The following is a 21,516-nucleotide window of genomic DNA, read 5'->3' as shown; positions in this document are numbered from 1 at the left end:
GTATTGTTTAATTGCATCTTTTTATGAATAAATATGCTTAAAAGTAATTTTAAATGTGCATATAATACTTACAAAAATGTTCACTTATAGCGTACAAAATAGGTTTGAATGTCCGTATATGTGCATTATAAAAGAATAAAATAATTTAAAAAATTAATACATTAATAAAAATTAGGAAAAATGACGGATTAATAATTATACTTGCATAAAAGCAGAAATATAGGGCATGTAAGCGTTTTCTGATGTGGTGGTATATCTTTTAGAGATTGAAAAAAAAACTATAAAAATATTGATATATTATTAAAATAGTTTGTTCTATTTTAAAATGTTAATTGACAATTTCTTATAATATAATATAATTATTAATATCTACAAATTGGAAAATGCGTAGAATTATGAATGGGGGTTGAAAACAAATGGTAAAGTATATAGGAAAGAGACTTATAACTAGTTTAATTACTATTTGGGCAGTAGTTACTATAGTTTTCTTTCTAGTGAGGATTATGCCGGGTGGTCCATTTGATGGAGAAAAAACCACACCTGAGATGAAAGCTCTATTGAATGAAAAGTATGGTTTGGACAAGCCGGTTGGAGAACAATATAAAATTTATATGACTAACCTTTTAAAAGGTGATTTTGGTAAATCAATGAAATATAAAGGAAGAGATGTTTTAACAACAATAAAGAAAAGTTTTCCTAATTCAGCTAAAGTTGGAGCTGTATCAATAATATTTTCTGTAATAGTAGGGGTTTCACTTGGAATAGTTGCTGCATTAAAGTCAGGAAAATGGCCAGATCATTTATGCATGATCTTGGCTACACTAGGAATTACAATACCGAGTTTTGTATTAGGGACATTCTTGATATTTATATTTACAGTAAAGCTGAGATTATTACCAGCAACAGGCTTAAGCAATCCTAAAAATTATATAATGCCAGTACTTGCTCTTTCAGGAAGTTCAATGGCATTTATAACAAGACTAACAAGAAGTAAATTAATTGATGTTTTAAAGTCGGATTATATAAGAACAGCAAAGGCTAAAGGGTTAAGTGGAAAATCAGTGATTTTCAAACATGCTTTGAGAAATTCATTAATTCCAGTAGTAACATATTTAGGACCACTAGTTGCAGGGGTTTTAACTGGATCCTTTGTAGTAGAAAAAATATTTGCTATTCCTGGATTAGGTAATGAATTTACTTTATCAATTACAAACAGAGATTATACTTCATTATTAGGAGTAACAGCTTTTTATTGCACATTAATAGTAATATGCAATCTTTTAGTTGATATTGTTTATGTATTAATAGACCCAAGAATTAAGCTTGAAGGTTAATGGGGGGTAAAGAAATGGAAAATTTAAAAGTTGACTTAGATATTGATAAAGAATTATTTACTCCTTTAAGTGAAGAGGAAAAAAAGTTTGAAGAAATTGTTAGACCTAGTATTGGATATTGGGCTGATGCTTGGAGAAGATTAAAAAATAATAAAGTGGCATTAATTTCATTAATAATGATTATAGTAATTGTTCTTTGTGCTTTCTTAGGACCAATTTTAATGGAAAAAATCTTAGGTTACACATATTATGATACAAATTTACAAGCAACTGATTTAAGACCAAGTGCAGCACATTGGTTTGGAACAGATAACCTAGGTAGGGACTTATTTGTAAGAGTTATGTACGGAACAAGATACTCACTAATTATAGCAATTTCTGCTGCAGCTATAAATTTAGTTATTGGTGTTTTATATGGAGGAGTAGCAGGCTTCTTTGGTGGAAAAGTAGACAACATAATGATGAGAATAGTAGATGTTTTATATTCTATTCCAACTCAAATATATGTAATTATTTTAATGGCTGCTTTTAAAAAAGAAGGTTCTACTGGATTAAGTACAATAATTTTAGCTATGGCAATATCCTATTGGGTTGGTATGGCTAGAATAGTAAGAGGAGATATCCTTCAATTAAAACAACAAGAGTTTGTTCTTGCTGCTAAAGCATTAGGGGCTTCAAAGACAAGAATATTATTTAGACATTTAATTCCAAATTGTATTGGATCTATATTAGTAACACTAACTTTATTCGTACCTCAAGCTATATTTACTGAAGCTTTTTTAAGTTTCATAGGACTAGGAATAAATGCACCTCTTGCATCTTTAGGTACTTTAGCTAATGATGCTAGTGGATTACTAAGTACTGCTGCATATCAATTACTATTCCCAGCAGGTGCTATTTGTATAATAATATTAGCATTTAACTTATTTGGTGATGGATTAACAGAAGCTTTAGATCCTAAGAATAAGAAATAGGAGGAATGACGAATGAGTAAGTTATTGGAAGTTAAAAATTTGAAGACCTCCTTTAGAACACATATTGGTGATGTACAAGCAGTTAGAGGAGTTTCTTTATATTTAGATAAAGGAGAAGCATTAGGTATTGTTGGAGAATCTGGTTGTGGTAAATCTGTTACAATGATGTCAATTATGAGATTATTAGCAGATAATGCAGTTATAGAATCAGATAAAATTGTTTTTAATGGCGAAGATATTACAAACCCAACTGAAAATCAGATGCAAGAAATTAGGGGAAATGAAATGGCTATGATATTCCAAGACCCTATGACATCATTAAATCCTTTATTTACAGTTGGAGATCAATTAACAGAGCATTTAATTAAACATAAAAAAATTAGCAAAAAAGAAGCTAATGAATTAGCAATAAAGATGCTGGATATGGTAGGTATTCCTAGTCCTGAAAGTAGACTTAAGCAATATCCACATGAATTTTCAGGTGGTATGAGACAAAGAGTTATGATTGCAATGAGCCTTATTTGTGAACCTAAGCTTATAATTGCAGATGAACCTACAACAGCTTTAGATGTTACAATTCAAGCTCAAATTTTAGATTTAATGAAAGATCTAAAAGAAAAGATTAATACTTCAATAATATTAATCACACATGATTTAGGAGTAGTAGCAGATCTTTGTACTAGAATAAATGTTATGTACGGTGGCATAATTATAGAAGAGGGTTCAGATGAAGATATATTCTATAATGGAAAACATCCATATACATGGGGATTATTAAATAGTGTTCCTAATCCTAAGAGTGAAATAAAAGAAAAATTAACACCAATAGAAGGACAACCACCAGATTTATTAAAACCACCAGTTGGATGTCCATTTGCTGCCAGATGTAAATATGCAATGAAGGTTTGTTTACAAAAACAACCACCATTATTTGAAATATCTAATGGACATAGAGCAGCATGTTGGTTATGTCATGAAAATGCACCAAAGGTTGAATCACCAATAAGGAGGGAAGAATAATGGAAAAGAATAATGATGTTATTTTAGAAGTTAAAAATCTTTGTAAGTACTTCCCTGCAAACAAAGGTCTTTTTGCTAAAAAAAGCTTTGTTAAGGCTGTTGATAATGTTTCTTTTGTAATAAAAAGAGGTGAAACATTAGGCTTAGTTGGTGAATCAGGTTGTGGGAAGACTACTACTGGAAGAACAATATTAAAATTATACGAACCAACTTCAGGACAAATTATTTTTAATGGCCAAGATATTACTAATTATAGTGAAAAGAAGATGGTTTCTTTAAGAAAGAATATGCAAATGATATTCCAAGATCCATATGCATCATTAAATCCTAGAATGACTGTAGGCGATATTATTGGTGAAGCTATAGATATTCATGGATTATATAAAGGTGAAGAAAGAACAAAACGAATAAGATATCTTTTAGATAGAGTTGGACTTAATGGAAGTCATATAAATAGATATGCTCATGAATTTTCAGGTGGGCAAAGACAAAGAATTGGTATTGCAAGAGCACTTGCAGTACAACCAGATTTTATAGTTTGTGATGAGCCTATATCTGCTTTAGACGTATCTATTCAAGCACAAGTTATAAATATGTTAGAAGAACTTCAAGAAGAGTTTGGATTAACTTATTTATTTATAGCTCATGACTTATCAATGGTTAAGCATATATCTACTCATATTGGAGTTATGTACTTGGGACAAATGGTAGAAAAAGGACCTGCTGATGACGTTTATTTAAAACCTAAGCATCCATATACTCAAGCATTACTTTCAGCTGTTCCAATTGCAGATCCAAAAGTAGCTAAAAATAATAAAAGAATTATTTTAGAGGGAGATATTCCTTCACCTATAGATCCACCAGCTGGATGTAGATTTAAAGCAAGATGTAAATATGCTATGCCAATTTGTGGGGAAACTGATCCTGTACTTAAGGAAGTGGAACCAGGACACTTTGTAGCATGTCATCTTTTTAATAAATAGATAGCTATTGCATTAAGCAATTTCTATATAAAAAATATATTAAGGGGGAAAAAACAATGAAGAGCAATAAGCTTAGAAAAATTTGTGCTGTAGCACTAACACTTGCTCTTGGAATGTCTGTTTTTGCAGGATGTGGAAATAGTAGTTCAGGAGAAAGTGGAAGAAAATTAATTTACAATTTAGGAGAAGATCCTGAAACAATCGATCCTACATTAAATACTTCATCAGGAGCTGGTTCAATAATTGACAATGCTTTTGAAGGATTAATGAGACTTGATGAAAATGAAAAAGCAATTCCTGGAGTTGCTGAAGATATGGATGTATCAGATGATAATTTAGTATATACTTTTACTTTAAGAAAAGATGCTAAATGGTCAGATGGTGAACCAGTTACTGCAAAAGATTTTGAATATTCATGGGTAAGAGCCTTAACTAAGGAAACTGCTGCTGAATATAATTATCAATTATTCTATATTAAGAATGGTGAAAAATTCTATAATGGAGAAGCAACTAGAGATGATTTAGGTATCGAAGTTGTTGATGATCATACGCTTAAAGTTACATTAGAATCTCCAACAGCTTATTTCCCAGAACTTACTGCATTTACAACTTATATGCCACTTAGAGAGGATATAGTTTCAGCTGATCCAGAAGGATGGGCTACAGAACCAGAAACTTATGTTTCAAATGGAGCATTTAAATTAGTTCAATGGGATATGAAAGATCAATTAGTATTTGAAAAAAATGAAGAGTATTGGAATGCTAAAGAAATTAAGATTCCAGGTGTAGTTTGGAAATTAGTTGCTGATGAAAATACAGCTTATGCTTCTTTAAAATCTGGAGAGTTTGATGCGGTGCATACAGTTCCTGTAGCAGAAATAGCTAATGGTCAAAAAGAAGGATTAGTTACTATATATCCAAATCTTGGAACTTATATGTTAGTTTACAATGTTGGTAAACAAGATACATTAGATGCAGATGCTAAAAAAGCTTTAAGTAACGAAAAAGTTAGAAAAGCTTTAGCTATATCAATAGATAGAAAAGCTATTACTGAAAATGTTACTAAATCTGGACAAATACCAGCATATTCATTTGTACCACAAGGTATTAAAAATGAAAAAGGCGAAGATTTTGCTGATAGAGAATACTATGATGCAAACGTAGCTAATGTTGAAGAAGCTAAGAAATTATTAGCTGAAGCTGGTTATCCAAATGGAGAAGGTCTTCCTACATTAGAACTTATGTATAATACTGAAGGAGCTCATAAACTAGTTGCTCAAGCAGTACAACAAGACTGGGCTAAAATTGGTGTTAATGTTGAATTAGCTAACCAAGAATGGAAGGTATTCTTAAATACTAGACAACAAGGAGAATATGAAATTGCTAGACATGGTTGGATAGGTGACTATGTTGATCCAATGACATTCTTAGATTTATGGGTAACTGGTGGTGGAAACAATGATGCTGGATATTCAAATCCTGAATATGATAAGCTAGTTGCACAAGCAAAGAGTGAAGCTGATCAAGATAAGAGATGGGAATTAATGAAACAAGCTGAAGATATATTAATGGCTGATATGCCAATAGTACCAATCTATTATTACACTCAAGTTAAGGCTGCTAATCCAGATGTTAAAGGAATTAGAGTTTCAAACTTAGGACATGTATATTTAGATGGAGTTTATTTTGAATCTAAATAGTTATAAATTATAAAGAAGAGTCAAATGACTCTTCTTTTTTAATTTCCAAATCTATTAAAGTTTTCACTTGAAAATCCTTCTCTTTTAATGGATTTATGTTTTGCATTGGGATTATGATTATGACCTTCTTCTGTTATTGGTGTTTGATAATTACATTTTTCCATTCTTGCTTTTTTATTATCAGGTTGACTATCTTTAGGCATTTCTAATCCTCCTTATATTTATTTATATTATATTTTCCCACTTTATTTAATATTTAAACTGGAAATAGATACATTAGGAGGTGCTGTGGCACAATGTAAAATGAATAATGAAAAAATGTAAAATAAAAGAAGAAACTCCGCTAGGAGTTTCTTAAAAAAATATATTATTATCTGATACCTATTACATCTTCCATAGTATAAAGCCTTGGTAATATTGTATCACACATATATTCTGCAGCCTTTAAAGCACCTACCGCAAATACTTCTCTTGATAAAGCTTTGTGACTTAATTCAATAATTTCACCAGAACCAGCAAATATAATATCATGATCACCTACTATTGAGCCACCTCTTACAGAATGAATTCCTAACTCATTATTTTCTCTTTTAGCAATCCCTTTTCTACCATATACATATTTAATTTCATTTGATATTAAATCTTTTATTGTATCAGCTAATAGAAGAGCTGTGCCGCTTGGCGAATCTACTTTTTGGTTATGATGTTTTTCTATAATTTCAATATCATAGTTTCCATACAAAATTGGAACTATCTTTTTTAATAAAGAATTTATTAAATTAACTCCTAAAGACATATTTGCAGATTTGAATATTGGAATTATATTACTTTTTTCTGTGATTAAATCTAAATCTTTTTCATTGTAGCCAGTAGAGCATAAAATAATAGGCTTATTTTTTCTTAGTGATAAATTAAGTAAATCCTCTAGTGCTTCAGGTCTTGAAAAATCTATTAAGACATCATAATCTATATCTACTTCACTAGCATTATTGAATATTTTGAAATTATATTTATTAATAGGAGATTTATCTATTCCAGCTACTATTTCTACATTTGGAAAATTCTTGGAGGACTCTACTATTATTTGTCCCATTTTTCCACAACAACCATTTAATAATACTTTTACCATATTTCCTCCTTAAATCAAATTATATTTTTTTAAACTTTCCTTTAGTAAATTTAGATTGTGATTATCCATTTCATATAAAGGTAATCTAAAATTCCCAACTTCTTTACCCATAAGGTTTAAAGCAGTTTTTACTGGAATAGGGTTAGTTTCTATAAATAACTTTTTAATTATATCTATTGTCTCTAGTTGTAGGCTTAGTGATTTATTTGTATCACCATTTAAATAATGATATGTCATATCATGAACATATTTTGGTAATATATTTGCAAGTACAGATATAACACCAATACCTCCTAAGGACATTATAGGTATTATTTGATCATCATTACCTGAGTAAATATCTATACTATCTTTACATAAAGCTTTCATTTCTATAATTTGACTTATATTACCGCTAGCTTCTTTAATAGCAACAATATTTTTTAGTTTGCTTAATTCATATAATTGATTAGGAGTTATATTTACTCCTGTTCTGCTTGGAACATTATATAGGATTATAGGAGTGTTAACTTCATTGTTAATAGCTTCGTAATGCTTAATTAATCCTTTTGAATTAGTTTTGTTGTAATAGGGTGTTATTAATAGTAATCCGTCAACACCGACTGATTCAGCATATTTACTCATTTCAATAGAAGCTTCAGTATTATTACTTCCAGTACCAGCTATAACAGGGATTCTTTTGTTAACAATATCAACAGTAAACTTAATAGCTTGTTTTTTTTCTTCTTCACTCATAGTACTTGCTTCACCTGTAGTACCACAAATTACAATAGCATCAGTTTTTTCTTCAATTTGCCACTCGATTAGTTCTTTTAATTTTTCATAATTAACTTTGTTAGTTGAAGTAAAAGGTGTAACGATAGCTACTGCAGAGCCTTTAAAAATTGTCATTAATTATCACTCCCTATTAATAGTTCAGCTATTTGAACTGCATTTAAAGCAGCTCCTTTTCTAATATTATCAGCAACTACCCATAAGTTTAACCCGTTATCTAAACTATAGTCTCTTCTAATACGACCTAGGAAAACATCATCTTTACCACTAACAAAAAGTGGAGTAGGATATTTAATATTTGATATATTATCATAAAGAGTTATTCCTTTAGTATTATTAAATAAATTAAAAACATCTTTTAAATCAAAAGGTTTTTCTAATTCAACATTAATACTTTCGCTATGGCTATTTAAAACAGGAACCCTAACAGCTGTTGCTGTAATTTTTAATTCAGAATTATGAAGAATTTTCTTTGTTTCTTCTATCATCTTAATTTCTTCCTTTGTATAACCATTTTCTAAAAACACATCTATATGAGGTAAGCAATTTCCAGCTATAGGATAAGGGAATTTTTTAGGCTCCTCACCCTTTAAACCATTTTCTAAATCTGATATTCCTTGCATACCTGCACCTGAGACAGCTTGATAAGTAGAGTAGATTATTCTTTTAATTCCATAGTTATCTAATAAAACCTTTAATGGAAGCATAGCTTGAATTGTTGAACAATTTGGATTAGCTATTATACCATTATGCCATTTAATATCTTCAGGATTTACTTCAGGAACAACTAATGGAACATTTTCATCCATTCTAAAAGCACTAGAATTATCAATAACTACAGCACCATATGAAGAAAAGATTGGTGAATATTTCAAGCTAACATCTCCACCTGCTGAAAATAAAGCAAAATCAATTTTTTTATCCTTAATATTTTCTTCAGATGTTTCTTCAACGATAAATTCCTGGCCTTTGAAGATAAGCTTTGAACCAGAAGATCTTTTTGATGCAAAAAGATATAATTCTTTTATTGGAAAGTTCCTTTCTTCTAGAATTTCTAAAAATTTTCTACCTACGTTACCAGTCGCCCCAACTATAGCAACATTGTACATAAACTTTTCCCCCTTTTTATTATAATAAGCATAAATATACTTACTAATAACTATAGTTAAAATATTAGAAAATTTCAACACTTTATTATAATATATATTTTTTAGACTTATATAGTGATTAATTATTTATAAGGTATATTGATAAGTATTTTGGGAAAAATATAAATATCAAAGATAGGGGGTATGATAATGAGTAAAACACCTTTAAAAAAAATAATTAAGTCTAAAATTAAATCAAACAAAGAACTTAGTGAAGCTGAAATTTTAAGAGAGAAAATAAAATATGAAATTGCTGAGGAATTAGGATTAAAAGATAAGGTTGATTCTAATGGATGGGGAGGATTAACAGCAGAGGAAACTGGCAGAATTGGAGGCATAATGACAAAAAGAAAAAGAATGATGAAAATACCAACTAATGACGAAATATTAGGAAGAAAATAATATATTTTTCAATCATTTTATCTGTAGCATTGACTAAAGGAAAATTTACCTTTAATATAGTTTTAGAAAAGTATTAAAGTGGGGGGGATTACTTTGGCATATGGAGACTTTGCTGAAATATATGATGAATTAATTTATGAAGATATAAATTATGATTCTATGTGCGCAAGGGTAATTGATATATGTAATGAAGAGAAAATTACATTTAATAATTATTTAGACATTGCTTGTGGAACAGGTAATCTAACTGTAAGGCTGGCTAAAAATTTTAAAGAGTCTTTTGCTGTTGACTTATCAGAAGATATGCTTAGAGAAGCATTTGAAAAGTTGAAAAAAGAAAAAATAAGATGTAAAATTATTTGCCAAGATATGAGCAAATTAAGTTTAAATAGAAAATTTGATTTAATAACTTCAGCCTTAGATTCAACTAACTATATAATTGATGAAGATAAACTTTTAGATTATTTTATAAGAGTTAAAGAACATCTAAGTGATAATGGGTTATTTATTTTCGATATAAATTCATATTACAAACTTTCGAATATTTTAGGTAATAACATTTATATTTATAGTGAAGAAGATGTTTTTTATACCTGGGAAAATGTTTTTGAAGAGGATTTATTAAGTATGTATTTGACTTTCTTTGTAAAGAGAGATAATTTATATGAAAGATTTGAAGAAGAACATTTAGAGAAAGCTTATACTGAAGAATTTATAGAGAATAAATTAGAAATTGCTGGATTAAAAGTAATAGGGAAATATGAAGGCTATACTGAAAAACAAGTTAATAGGAATACAGAAAGAATAGTATATGTAGTAAAAAAATAAAAAATGGAGGATTTTCTATGGATAAAATTATAAGAGCTACAGCAAAAGATGGAATGATTAGAATAATTGCTGGAGAAACAACAAATTTAGTTAATACAGGAACGAGTGTTCATGAGTGTACTCCTGTTGCTGCAGCGGCTTTAGGAAGAATGTTAACAGCTGGAGCTTTAATGGGAGTTACTTTGAAATCAGATAAAGAAGTAATAACATTAAAAATAAATGGTGGTGGAGATGCAAAAGGGGTTACTGTAACAGCCTATGAAGGTGGAGTTGTTAAAGGCTTTATAGGAAATCCTTATGGAAACTTACCATTAAACTCTAAAGGTAAATTAGATGTAGGTGGATATATTGGAATAAATGGTGAATTTACAGTTATAAAAGATTTAGGTATGAAAGATCCTTATGTTGGGCAAGTGCCTATTTACACTGGAGAAATAGGTGAAGATTTAGCTTATTATTTTACTGTATCAGAACAAACACCATCAGCAGTTGCACTAGGTGTTTTAGTAGATAAGGATTATTCAATAAAGGTAGCTGGTGGTTTTATTATTCAAATGATGCCAGATGCAGATGAGTTACTTTCTGATTTACTTACATATAGATTAGAAGAAATACCTTCTATTACATCAATGTTATTAGAACATGGAAGTATAGAAAAAGTTTTAGAATATATCTTTGATGGAATGGATTTAAATATATTAGAAGAAGTTTCACCAGAATTTAAATGTAACTGTACAAGAGAAAAAGTTGAATCAGTTTTAATTTCAATAGGAGAAAAAGATTTAGAAGAAATATATAATGATGGAAAAGAAGAAGAAATAAAATGTAATTTCTGTAATGCATCATATAAGTTTTCTCATGAAGAAATTGGAGAAATTTTAAATAAAGCAAGACAAAAGTAAAATATATAAAACGCACTGATAATAATTTTTCAGTGCGTTTTACTTTTGGAGGCACCACCCAGATTTGAACTGGGGAATAAAGATTTTGCAGACCTCTGCCTTACCACTTGGCTATAGTGCCTAATATATTTACAGTTTATGTATAAAGTTTTATTTTGATACACAAAATAAAAAATAAATTAATTGAAATAATATATTTATGAGGTGATAAATTTGAGTATATTTAAAGAACTAAACAATATATTAATAAATGATGAAAAACCTTCAGTGAAAATAGAAGCCTTAATGAATGAAAAGATTTTTATAGAAAGTGATTTTAATATTTTAAATAAACTAAAAAATGTACCACAAGATAAAAAGTTTCACCCAGAAGGGAATGTATGGAATCATACTAAATTAGTTATTGATACAGCTGCTAAGGTAAAAGAGTTTTCAGTAAATAGTGAAGTCTTTATGTGGTCTGCATTGTTTCATGATATTGGGAAAATAGAAACCACTAAATTCATTAAGGGTAGGTATAGATCTTATAATCATGATAAGGTGGGAAAAGAAACCACTTATAAAATATTGATTAAGTATTTTGATAAAGAAAAGACTGAGAAAATATCTGAAATAGTGAGTTTTCATATGCATCATATATATATATTGAATGACTTACCATTTTCTAATATTCCTGGATTGATTAATAGTAGTTGTTATAATGATATAATTATTCTGTTTATCTGCGATAAGCTAGGGCGTGGAAATCAGACCATAGAAGAAAGTAGTAAAGCTTTATTGGAGGTAAATAGAATTTTAGACAAGCTGAATATAGATTATAAAAATAACAATAAGGATGTAATTAAGAAATTTCACCAAATTAAAGATATTTTAATAAAAGAGTAGAAATGAATAGTAAAAAAGTTATAGAATAATTAGAAGTTAATATACTTTTAGTTGTTTAGAAAAAACTTCATAAGAAATTCATACATTTTTGATTTGGAGCTGCCTTGGCAGCTCCTTTATATTAATTTATAAATATAGAAACATTTATATTTGATAAACGTATTATATAAAAGGCTAAAGAACAAATAGACTACCTCTATCATGTAATTTCATATTGCTTAAGTATATTGGTTTAATATTATACTTTTTCAAAAAAGATTTAACTTCATTTCCATATTTATAAAAATCTAAATTACCAAAGAAAGCCATAGTATTTTTATTAATTAAACCACCAGTACCACCTATAAATCCATAATCAAAACCTTCTAAAATGATATCTCCAGTAGGTAAAAGTAATATATCAAAATTGTATTTAGATAAGCTTTTATAAATACCTACATCATTCGTTATTATAGCATTTTCAGTTATAGGTAAACATGAACATTTTGTATAACCTTGCTTTACGTCAATTAAAGTTTTGTTATTTTGAAATTTTAATAGATTTTTATCTGAATATTTTATGTTATGTATATAGTATTCATCAAGTATTAAAGCGTTTAAAAAAATATTTTTAGGATAAGATGGTTCTAAAAAATTTTCGCTTTCAATATACTGGATATTTAAATCTGATAATTGTTTTTTGAAGGTTACATCCATATTTCTATTAATTATAATTTTTTTTGACTTTTTATCTAATATATTTAATTGAATATCTACATGTCCATTTATTGCATCATATAGATCATTAGATTTAGGAATCTCTATAACTTTTAAATTTAGAGAAGATAAGGTATCCTTTTCTTCTTGTGTTATTCTGTAATCAGTAAAACAAATCATATAAATCTCCTATAATATTTTGAATTTATTATAAGATATTTAAATTTATTTGTCGATTACTAAGAAATAATTTTTGAATATAGATATTTTTTTTATACATACTATTATTAGAAAGGGAGTGTAATCCATGCTTGTATTAAAACTTGTTTACAATAAAGATTTGGATTTTGTATATGAAATACAAGATTTAAGATTAGTTCTTAGGAAAAAAGACATAAAAATAGGAGTTGTAGAAAGTGTGGAATTAGATAATCATATAATAAAGATATTATGTGATGATAATAGTTACAGCGAAAGAGTTAGAGATATTATAAATTTATATATAAGTAATATATTATATAAGATAGTTCTAAATGAATATAAAGAAAAAGAGATGTTAGGTTATTTAACTGAAAACTATTTCTTCCTTAAGCAAGAGGAAATCTTAGAAGTTGAAGAAGAGATAATGAAAGTATTTTTAGAAAGTAAATCACTAAAATTTGATAACCTGATTTATTGTTTAAATAAAGTGAATAATATTATTGAAAAAATTAAAAGTTGTTTAGAAGAAAATTTAGAAATAAATATTAATGGCTTTATAAGATTTAGGATGAAGGAATTACGTGAAGATATAGAAGATATTATAGATAAAGTAATAGAAAGTTATATGGTAGAAAAAGAATATAAGGAATTTATAAAATTACTAAAATATTTTGTTGAAATTCAAGAAAGTAAAATAGAAGAAATAAATATAGTTATAAGTGAAGATGGAAATTACTCTATAATTGATAGGAATAAAAATGATATATTTAATGAGTTTATGAAGGAACTTATAGAATGCAAATTAGATAGTGATGTAAAAATGGAAGATATAATAATAAGTGGATTAATAACTAATTCTCCTAAAAGTATAATTATTCATGGAAAAAGTAACTGTGTAAACAAGGAATTTATAGATACAATAGAAAAAGTTTTTGAAAATAAAGTAATATTCTGTGAAGGTTGTATATTATGCGTTGAAAAACAAGTTAAATTGTAATTTAATATTGACAAGTTTTTTAGCTGATACTATAATTACTATTGTTAAGAAGGAACATAGCCGTTTCTCACCTTACGGCAAAGCTTAGTAAGGTATTATATTCTATTTTTATTAATTTATATAATAAATTAAAAGTATGAATATTACGAGGACGGCATAATGCTGTCTTTTTTATTTTATAAGCTTTTAAGTGAATTTTTTAAGCTTGTTATTAAGCATAATTTGAGAGGAGGATTTTATTATGCCAAAAATGAAAACACACAGAGGTGCAGCAAAAAGATTTAAAAAGACTGGAACTGGAAAGTTAAAAAGAGCTAAAGCATTTAAGAGTCATATATTAACTAAAAAAAGTTCTAAGAGAAAGAGAAACTTAAGAAAAGCAGCTTATGTTTCAACTACTCAAGAAAAAGCAATGAAGAAACTATTACCATATTTATAAGATTATAGGAGGATTGAAGCATGGCAAGAGTTAAAAGAGCGGTTAATTCACGTAAAAATCATAAAAAAGTATTAAAGCTTGCGAAGGGTTACTACGGTGGAAAGAGCAGATTATTTAAAACTGCTAATGAATCAGTAATAAGAGCTTTAAGAAATGCATATGTTGGAAGAAGATTAAAGAAGAGAGATTTTAGAAGACTTTGGATAGCTAGAATAAATGCAGCTACAAGAATGAATGGTCTTTCTTACTCAAAATTCATAAATGGAATTAAATTAGCTGGTATAGATATGAATAGAAAGATGTTATCTGAAATAGCTATAAATGACCCTAAAGCATTTGCAGATTTAGTGGAAGTAGCAAAAGGCCAATTAAACAAATAAACTGCGACCTTAAGGTCGCATTTTTTATAGGTTAATATAAATAAAAAACTGAGAATAGTGTATAATAGGTTATATACAAAATAAGTGTATCTAAGAGGTGAAGATATGCAAATTTCATTAAAAAACAAAACGAAGTTAAAAGGGGTTCAAATTTTAGCATTGGGATTCTTAGCTGTAATTATTATAGGTGCAGTTATATTATCATTACCTATATCATCAAGAAGTGGTGAACCAACAAATTTCTTAGATGCAATATTTACGTCTACATCAGCAGTATGTGTTACAGGTCTAATTACATTAGATACAAGTACTCACTGGAGTACTTTTGGTCAAACTGTTATAATGACCCTTATTGAAATAGGTGGGTTAGGATTTATGTCCTTTACAGTATTAATTTCATTAATTTTGGGTAAGAAAATAACTTTAAGAGAAAGATTAGTAATGCAGGAAGCAATGAACACATTTTCCATTCAAGGATTAGTTAGAATGGTGAAATATGTATTGATATTTACAGTTTCTGTGCAATTTTTTGGAGCCTTATTGCTCTCAACTCAATTTGTTCCGGAATATGGAATTATAAAAGGCTTTTTTTATAGCATTTTCCACTCCATATCAGCTTTTTGTAATGCTGGATTTGATTTGTTTGGAACAAGCCTTGTAGGTTATTCAAACAATACAGTTGTTATATTAGTAATTAGTGCATTAATTATTATAGGTGGTTTAGGATTTACAGTATTATTAGAATTATATGATTTTAAGGGTATAAAGAAATTATCTTTACATGCTAAGATAGTAATTATAACAACTTTAATATTAATATTTGGTGGAACTTTATTAATGTTACTTTTTGAGCATAAAAATCCACAAACTATCGCTGATATGAACATAAAAGATAAATTGTTAAATTCATTTTTTGCATCAGTAACTCCAAGAACTGCTGGTTTTAATAGTATTTCAACAAGTGGTATGACGTTAGCAAGTAAAATTTTAACAGTTATTTTAATGCTTATAGGTGGTTCTCCTGGATCTACAGCTGGTGGATTAAAAACAGTTACCTGTGCAATTTTAGTTTTGACTGTAATTTCTGTTATTCGAGGAAGGGAAGATACTGAAGTTTTCGGTAGAAGACTTACTAAAGAAATAGTATATAAATCCTTTATAATAGTATTTATTGGATTATCTTTAGTAATTGGTGTTACAATGATATTATCATACACAGAAGTTGGTGCAAGCTTTATTGATTTACTTTATGAAGCATCATCAGCATTGGGAACAGTTGGCTTAACCCTAGGTCTTACTCCAAAGTTAAGTTCATTAGGAAAAATATTTATAATGATAATGATGTATCTAGGTAGAGTAGGTCCTCTTACTGTAATGTTAGCGTTAACCAGAAAACGTAAAAAGTCAGGCTATAAATATCCAGAAGGGAAAATTTTAATTGGTTAGGGAGTTGAAAAGTTTGTCAAATAAACAATTTGTAATAATAGGACTTGGTAGATTTGGAGCTTCAATTGCTAAGACATTATATTCTTTAGGAAATGATGTATTGGCTATAGATAAAGATGAAGATATAGTTCAAGAAATAGCAGATAGTGTAACACATGCAGTTCAATTAGATGCAACTGATGAAAATGCATTAAGATCATTAGGAATAAGAAATTTTGATGTAGCGGTTGTAACTATAGGGGATAATATCCAGTCTAGCATTATGGCTACATTATTAGTTAAAGAACTTGGTGTAAAATATATAATTGCTAAAGGTCACAGTGATTTACATGCAAAAGTATTGTATAAAATAGGTGCTGACAGAGTTGTACTTCCAGAAAAAGATATGGGAATTAGAGTAGCTCATAATTTAGTTTCAGCTAATATATTGGATTATATAGAACTTTCTGACGATTATAGTGTTATGGAAATTCAAGTGTTAGATGAATGGGCAGGAAAAACATTAAATGAATTAAAACTTAGAAGAAAATATGGTATAAATGTTATGGCTATAAAAAGAGGTGATGAAGTTAATTTATCACCAGCAGCTGATGATATAATAGAAGCAAATGATATAATAGTAGCTATAGGATCAGCTGAAGATTTAAGCAAATTAGAAGGTATGATAGTTAAATCAAAGTAATGAGGTGCTATTTTGATATATATAGAAAGTAAGGATAATAACTTATTTAAGTATATTAAAAAACTTAAAGAAAGAAAATTTAGGAATAAAGAAGGTTTATTTATCTTAGAAGGTCTTAGGCTAATAGATGAAGCTATAAAGGCAAAGATGGAAATAGAGTATATTATTATTTCAAAAGAGTATGAGGAACGATTTGAAGAATTCTTACTAAAAAATAATGACTTAGGTGGGAAAATTAGTTTTTTATCTAATAATTTATTTATGCAAATTGCATCTACAGAAAACCCTCAAGGGATTATAGCGATTGTTAAGAAAAAAAATAATAAAAATACTTTAGATGGAGATTTTTATTTAATTTGTGATAAGGTTCAAGATCCAGGTAATTTAGGAACAATAATAAGAACTGCTCATGCAGCAGGTGTAAATGGAATAATATTAACAAAGGGAACAGTAGATATTTATAATGATAAAACCATAAGATCTACTATGGGATCAATTTTTTATATTCCAATATTTTATGATGATGAGAATTATAGAATTATAAGATTATTAAAAGAAGATGGATTTAATTTAGTTGCTACATCTTTAGCTGAATCTAAAAATTTCTTTGAAGAAGATCTTAGAGGAAAAACTATATTAGCTGTAGGAAATGAAGGAAATGGTATAAGTGATGAACTTTTTGAGTTAGCAGATAAAAAAGTTAAAATACCTATGCCAGGAGGAGCAGAATCTTTAAATGTATCTATTGCTACTTCAATAATATTATTTGAAAAAGTAAGACAAAATTTGATTTAGTAAGAAATAGAAAGTTACTATTGAAATTAATTAATTTTATTTGTATAATAAATTGTAAATTGAATATGTAAAGACTGTGAATGAGAAAGTAAATATAAAGGACTTTTCAGGGAGAAATAGCCATAGACTGAAAGCTGTTTTATAGAAATTTATATTGAAGTTCCCTCAGGAGTCCTAGAAGTGAAATAATAGTAGTTTCTAGCGGGTTTTCCGTTATTCGAATTAAGTTGGGTTAAGTTTTCTTAACCAATTAGGGTGGTAACGCGACACTTCGTCCCTTTTATGGGACGGAGTTTTTTTGTTATTTATGAAATAATATTTTCTAATTTTATATTATAAGGGAGGAAAAAACATGCAAGAAAAGTTAATATCTATTAAAGAAAGTGCATTTAATGAATTAACAAATGCAGATAGTAGCTCAAAATTAGAAGAAATAAGAGTAAAGTATTTAGGTAAAAAGGGAGAGCTAACTACTATACTAAGAAGTATGGGAGGTTTATCTAAGGAAGAGAGACCAGTAGTAGGAAAGCTTGTTAATGAAGTTAAGAAAGAAGTAGAAGATAAGATAGAAGAAAAGCTTAATATAATTAAGGAAAAAGAAAAAAATGATAAATTGGCTTCTGAAGTTATAGATATATCTATGCCAGGAAAGAAAAACATGATTGGTAAGAGACATCCTCTTGATTTAACTTTAGAAAGTATGAAGGATATATTTATATCTATGGGATTCACAGTAGAAGAAGGTCCAGAAGTAGAATTAGATTATTATAATTTTGAGGCCTTAAATATACCTAAGAATCACCCAGCAAGAAGTGAACAAGATACATTTTATATAAATGACAATTTAGTTTTAAGAACTCAAACTTCACCAGTTCAAATAAGAGTTATGGAAAATCAAGCACCTCCAATAAAGATGATAGGACCTGGTAAAGTTTATAGATCAGATGCAGTTGATGCAACTCACTCACCAATTTTCTATCAAATGGAAGGGTTAGTAATTGATAAGGGAGTAACTTTTGCTGATCTTAAAGGTACCTTAGAACTTTTTGCTAAAAAAATGTTTGGAGATAAGGTTAAAACTAAATTTAGACCACATCACTTCCCATTTACAGAACCTTCAGCAGAAATGGATGCAACTTGTTTCGTTTGTGAAGGTAAGGGATGTAGAGTATGTAAGGGAAGCGGTTGGATAGAGCTATTAGGATGTGGAATGGTTCACCCACAAGTACTTAGAAACTGTGGAATAGATCCTGAGGTATATAGTGGATTTGCCTTCGGATTTGGTGTTGATAGAATGGTTATGCTTAAGTATGGCATTGATGACATCAGATTATTATATGAAAGTGATATGAGATTCTTAAATCAATTTTAATTAACAGGAGGTAAAAAAATATGAAAGTCCCATTTAATTGGCTTAAAGATTACGTTGATGTAAATATAGATGCAAAAGAACTTGGAGATAGATTAACTTTATCAGGCTCAGCACTAGAAGAGGTAATAACTCAAGGTGATGAAATTAAAAATATTGTTACAGGTAAAATAGTAGAAATTACACAACATCCAGATGCTGATAAATTAAAGGTTTGTCAAGTGGATATTGGAACAGAAACTATTCAAATAGTTACAGCAGCTACTAATATGAAGGAGCAAGATATAGTACCCGTTGCCCTTCATAAATCAATATTAGCTGATGGAACAGAAATAAAAAAAGGAAAACTTAGAGGTGTAGTATCTAATGGTATGTTTTGTTCAGAAGAAGAACTTGGTATAGCTGGTGATGAACCAGTTCATGGTCTTATGATATTACCGGCTGATGCTCCATTAGGTATGGATATTAAAGAATATTTAAATCTTAATAAATCAATATTAGATTTTGATATTACTTCAAATAGACCAGACTGCTTAAGTATGGTTGGTATGGCAAGAGAAACAGCTGCAACATTAGGAACATCTTATAAAATGCCAAACTTAAATTATGAAGTTAAGACTAGTGAAAATATTAATGATAAAATCAAAGTAGAAGTTAGAGATTCGCTATGCAGAAGATATATGGCTAGAGGTGTTAAAAATGTTAAAATTATGCCTTCACCAGGTTGGATGCAAGAAAGACTGTTAGAAGCAGGAGTTAGACCTATAAATAATATAGTTGATATTACTAACTTTGTTATGTTAGAAATAGGTGAACCTATGCATGCCTTTGATGCAAGAGAAATTAAAAGTGGTAAAATAGTTGTTGAAAGAGCTAAAGATGATGAAATATTTGTTACTTTAGACGAAATAGAAAGAAAATTAGATTCATCATTCTTATGTATTAAAGATGATGAAACTTCTATAGGTCTTGCTGGAATAATGGGTGGTTTAAATTCAGAAATTCAAGAAGATACTACAGAAGTTATTTTTGAAGCAGCAAATTTTGATGGAACAAATATTAGAGTTAACTCTAAAAAGTTAAACTTAAGAAGCGAAAGTTCAGCAAGATTTGAAAAAGATATAGATCCAAACTTAGCAGAAATAGCTATAAACAGAGCTTGTGCATTAGTATGTGAGCTTGGTTGTGGTGAAATTATGGAAGGAACTATAGATATATATAACTCTAAAAAGGAAGAGGGACATATTACTGTAGATTCTAAATGGATAAATAAATTCTTAGGAACAGAAATTTCTAAAGAAGATATGAAAAAGTATCTTGATTTATTAGAATTAAAGACAGAAATAAATGAAGATAACTTAGATATAACAATACCAACTTTTAGAATAGATATTGGTATAAAGGAAGATATAGCAGAAGAAGTTGCAAGAATTTATGGATATGATAAGATTCCTACAACAATTTATAGTGCATCTACTGGAAGAGAACCAAAATATAAAAATCAAATATTAAGAGATTTAATAGTTGATGTAATGGTATCAAGTGGATTAAATCAATCAATAAGTTATTCATTTATTTCTCCTAAAGTTTTTGACAAGATTAATTTACCACAAGATAGTGAGTTAAGAAATGTTATAAAAATTAAAAATCCATTAGGTGAAGATTATTCTGTAATGAGAACAACTACAATTCATTCTATGATGGAATCATTAGGAAGGAATTATTCAAGAAACAATGCTTATGCGAGATTATTTGAAATAGGAAAAGTTTATATTCCTAATGAAGATGAAACTGTAATTCCAACTGAAAATAATATTTTAACTATAGGAATGTATGGCAATTGTGATTATTTAGATTTAAAAGGAGTAGTAGAAAATGCTCTTGAAAAATTAGGATTAAGTAAGGTTAAGTTTACTAGAGAAAGTGATAATCCAAGCTACCACCCAGGAAAAACAGCTGCTTTAATGAGAGGAAATAAAAAGGTTGGTGTTTTAGGAGAAGTACATCCAGATGTTTCAGAGAACTATGGCGTAGATGAAAATTGCTACTTAGCAGAATTAAACTTAGATTTATTATTTGAGTATGCTAAAACAGATAAGAAATATAAGGCTCTACCTAAATTCCCAGCAGTTACAAGAGATATTGCATTACTTGTAGACGATGAAATTCTAGTTCAAGAGATAGAAGATACTATTAGAAGAGCTGGTGGTAATTTAGTTGAAAAGGTAGAATTATTTGATATATATAAGGGTGCTCAAATACCGGAAGGTAAGAAGAGTATAGCATATGCTATAGCATATAGGGATGAGAAAAAGACATTAACAGATAATGATGTTAATAAGGTTCATGATAAGATTTTAAGAAGTCTTGAACACAAGCTTGGAGCTACTTTAAGATAATAATTAATTTGTGCTGTTACGATATATTGTGGC

22 protein-coding genes, 1 tRNA gene and 1 other annotated feature are annotated in these 21,516 nt (G+C 28.6%); of the genes, 17 read left to right on the top strand and 6 right to left on the bottom strand.

Annotated elements, in window-relative coordinates; translation table 11 throughout:
- Nucleotides 1-416: 416 nt before the first annotated feature.
- The 5 genes from ACQRD5_RS02660 to ACQRD5_RS02640 are packed head-to-tail and all read left to right on the top strand — an operon-like array spanning nt 417 to nt 6,011.
- A complete protein-coding gene (locus ACQRD5_RS02660; RefSeq protein WP_320899871.1) occupies nt 417-1,334 on the top strand; it encodes an ABC transporter permease in 918 nt (305 codons plus the stop codon).
- A 14-nt stretch (nt 1,335-1,348) separates the two neighbouring features.
- Complete coding sequence (locus ACQRD5_RS02655; protein WP_320899869.1) at nt 1,349-2,308, top strand: ABC transporter permease; 960 nt, start codon at nt 1,349-1,351, stop codon at nt 2,306-2,308.
- Nucleotides 2,309-2,320: 12 nt separating this feature from the next.
- Nucleotides 2,321-3,328, top strand: a complete 1,008-nt coding sequence (locus ACQRD5_RS02650; protein WP_308780758.1) for an ABC transporter ATP-binding protein — start codon at nt 2,321-2,323, stop codon at nt 3,326-3,328.
- The gene (locus tag ACQRD5_RS02645; RefSeq protein ID WP_291628257.1) at nt 3,328-4,311 is read left to right on the top strand and encodes an ABC transporter ATP-binding protein; all 984 of its coding nucleotides are present in this window, start codon (nt 3,328-3,330) and stop codon (nt 4,309-4,311) included. The genes ACQRD5_RS02650 and ACQRD5_RS02645 overlap by 1 nt, the downstream gene beginning before the upstream one ends.
- A gap of 56 nt (nt 4,312-4,367) precedes the next feature.
- A complete protein-coding gene (locus ACQRD5_RS02640; protein ID WP_291628254.1) occupies nt 4,368-6,011 on the top strand; it encodes a peptide ABC transporter substrate-binding protein in 1,644 nt (547 codons plus the stop codon).
- A 38-nt stretch (nt 6,012-6,049) separates the two neighbouring features.
- On the opposite strand, the gene ACQRD5_RS02635 is transcribed toward ACQRD5_RS02640, so the two are convergent.
- The 4 genes from ACQRD5_RS02635 to ACQRD5_RS02620 form a co-directional block, all read right to left on the bottom strand.
- Nucleotides 6,050-6,214 (bottom strand): hypothetical protein, encoded by a 165-nt coding sequence (locus tag ACQRD5_RS02635; RefSeq protein ID WP_427746501.1) that lies wholly within the window; start codon nt 6,212-6,214, stop codon nt 6,050-6,052.
- Between the two features lie 167 nt (nt 6,215-6,381).
- On the bottom strand, nt 6,382-7,140 hold the full coding sequence (dapB, locus tag ACQRD5_RS02630; protein ID WP_320899866.1) for a 4-hydroxy-tetrahydrodipicolinate reductase: 759 nt from the start codon (nt 7,138-7,140) through the stop codon (nt 6,382-6,384).
- Between the two features lie 9 nt (nt 7,141-7,149).
- Nucleotides 7,150-8,031 carry a 4-hydroxy-tetrahydrodipicolinate synthase gene (gene dapA, locus ACQRD5_RS02625; RefSeq protein ID WP_427746500.1) on the bottom strand — a complete coding sequence of 294 codons (882 nt, stop codon included), beginning with the start codon at nt 8,029-8,031 and terminating at the stop codon, nt 7,150-7,152.
- On the bottom strand, nt 8,031-9,023 hold the full coding sequence (locus ACQRD5_RS02620) for an aspartate-semialdehyde dehydrogenase (protein ID WP_427746499.1): 993 nt from the start codon (nt 9,021-9,023) through the stop codon (nt 8,031-8,033). Before ACQRD5_RS02620 ends, dapA begins: the two co-directional genes overlap by 1 nt.
- Before the next feature lie 189 nt (nt 9,024-9,212).
- Here ACQRD5_RS02620 and ACQRD5_RS02615 point away from each other — a divergent pair, with 189 nt between their 5' ends.
- The 3 genes from ACQRD5_RS02615 (at nt 9,213) to hslO (ending at nt 11,194) form a co-directional block, all read left to right on the top strand.
- On the top strand, nt 9,213-9,464 hold the full coding sequence (locus ACQRD5_RS02615; RefSeq protein WP_291628246.1) for a small, acid-soluble spore protein, alpha/beta type: 252 nt from the start codon (nt 9,213-9,215) through the stop codon (nt 9,462-9,464).
- 93 nt (nt 9,465-9,557) lie between these two features.
- Nucleotides 9,558-10,292: a class I SAM-dependent DNA methyltransferase gene (locus tag ACQRD5_RS02610; protein ID WP_427746498.1), complete on the top strand. Its 735-nt coding sequence runs from the start codon at nt 9,558-9,560 to the stop codon at nt 10,290-10,292.
- A 17-nt stretch (nt 10,293-10,309) separates the two neighbouring features.
- Nucleotides 10,310-11,194, top strand: a complete 885-nt coding sequence (hslO, locus tag ACQRD5_RS02605) for an Hsp33 family molecular chaperone HslO (RefSeq protein WP_291628244.1) — start codon at nt 10,310-10,312, stop codon at nt 11,192-11,194.
- Nucleotides 11,195-11,240: 46 nt separating this feature from the next.
- Here hslO and ACQRD5_RS02600 read toward each other — a convergent pair.
- Nucleotides 11,241-11,315 (bottom strand) — tRNA-Cys (locus ACQRD5_RS02600).
- A 92-nt stretch (nt 11,316-11,407) separates the two neighbouring features.
- On the opposite strand from ACQRD5_RS02600, the gene ACQRD5_RS02595 reads away from it, so the two are divergent.
- The gene (locus ACQRD5_RS02595; protein WP_427746497.1) at nt 11,408-12,079 is read left to right on the top strand and encodes an HD domain-containing protein; all 672 of its coding nucleotides are present in this window, start codon (nt 11,408-11,410) and stop codon (nt 12,077-12,079) included.
- 174 nt (nt 12,080-12,253) lie between these two features.
- Here ACQRD5_RS02595 and ACQRD5_RS02590 read toward each other — a convergent pair whose 3' ends face one another.
- A complete protein-coding gene (locus tag ACQRD5_RS02590; protein WP_294186538.1) occupies nt 12,254-12,955 on the bottom strand; it encodes a DUF6873 family GME fold protein in 702 nt (233 codons plus the stop codon).
- Nucleotides 12,956-13,082: 127 nt separating this feature from the next.
- Here ACQRD5_RS02590 and ytxC point away from each other — a divergent pair, with 127 nt between their 5' ends.
- From ytxC to pheT, 8 genes are all read left to right on the top strand, one after another.
- On the top strand, nt 13,083-13,973 hold the full coding sequence (ytxC, locus tag ACQRD5_RS02585; protein ID WP_291628238.1) for a putative sporulation protein YtxC: 891 nt from the start codon (nt 13,083-13,085) through the stop codon (nt 13,971-13,973).
- A 241-nt stretch (nt 13,974-14,214) separates the two neighbouring features.
- Nucleotides 14,215-14,412 (top strand): 50S ribosomal protein L35, encoded by a 198-nt coding sequence (gene rpmI, locus ACQRD5_RS02580; RefSeq protein ID WP_016206790.1) that lies wholly within the window; start codon nt 14,215-14,217, stop codon nt 14,410-14,412.
- A 20-nt stretch (nt 14,413-14,432) separates the two neighbouring features.
- A complete protein-coding gene (gene rplT / locus ACQRD5_RS02575; protein WP_291628232.1) occupies nt 14,433-14,792 on the top strand; it encodes a 50S ribosomal protein L20 in 360 nt (119 codons plus the stop codon).
- 105 nt (nt 14,793-14,897) lie between these two features.
- Nucleotides 14,898-16,238 carry a TrkH family potassium uptake protein gene (locus ACQRD5_RS02570; RefSeq protein WP_291628230.1) on the top strand — a complete coding sequence of 447 codons (1,341 nt, stop codon included), beginning with the start codon at nt 14,898-14,900 and terminating at the stop codon, nt 16,236-16,238.
- Nucleotides 16,239-16,251: 13 nt separating this feature from the next.
- Nucleotides 16,252-16,920, top strand: a complete 669-nt coding sequence (locus tag ACQRD5_RS02565) for a potassium channel family protein (RefSeq protein WP_291628228.1) — start codon at nt 16,252-16,254, stop codon at nt 16,918-16,920.
- A 12-nt stretch (nt 16,921-16,932) separates the two neighbouring features.
- On the top strand, nt 16,933-17,715 hold the full coding sequence (locus ACQRD5_RS02560; protein WP_291628226.1) for a TrmH family RNA methyltransferase: 783 nt from the start codon (nt 16,933-16,935) through the stop codon (nt 17,713-17,715).
- Between the two features lie 67 nt (nt 17,716-17,782).
- Nucleotides 17,783-17,997, top strand: a binding site (T-box leader).
- Between the two features lie 70 nt (nt 17,998-18,067).
- Nucleotides 18,068-19,087 (top strand): phenylalanine--tRNA ligase subunit alpha, encoded by a 1,020-nt coding sequence (gene pheS / locus ACQRD5_RS02555; RefSeq protein ID WP_291628224.1) that lies wholly within the window; start codon nt 18,068-18,070, stop codon nt 19,085-19,087.
- A 20-nt stretch (nt 19,088-19,107) separates the two neighbouring features.
- Nucleotides 19,108-21,483: a phenylalanine--tRNA ligase subunit beta gene (gene pheT, locus ACQRD5_RS02550; RefSeq protein ID WP_427746496.1), complete on the top strand. Its 2,376-nt coding sequence runs from the start codon at nt 19,108-19,110 to the stop codon at nt 21,481-21,483.
- The last annotated feature ends 33 nt before the right edge of the window (nt 21,484-21,516 follow it).

Source organism: Clostridium sp. SGI.024, from assembly GCF_050315195.1.
Classification (GTDB): Bacteria; Bacillota; Clostridia; order Clostridiales; family Clostridiaceae; genus Clostridium.
The sequence above is the reverse complement of the archived record's forward strand: the minus strand, read 5'-3'. Positions and strand labels throughout refer to the sequence as shown.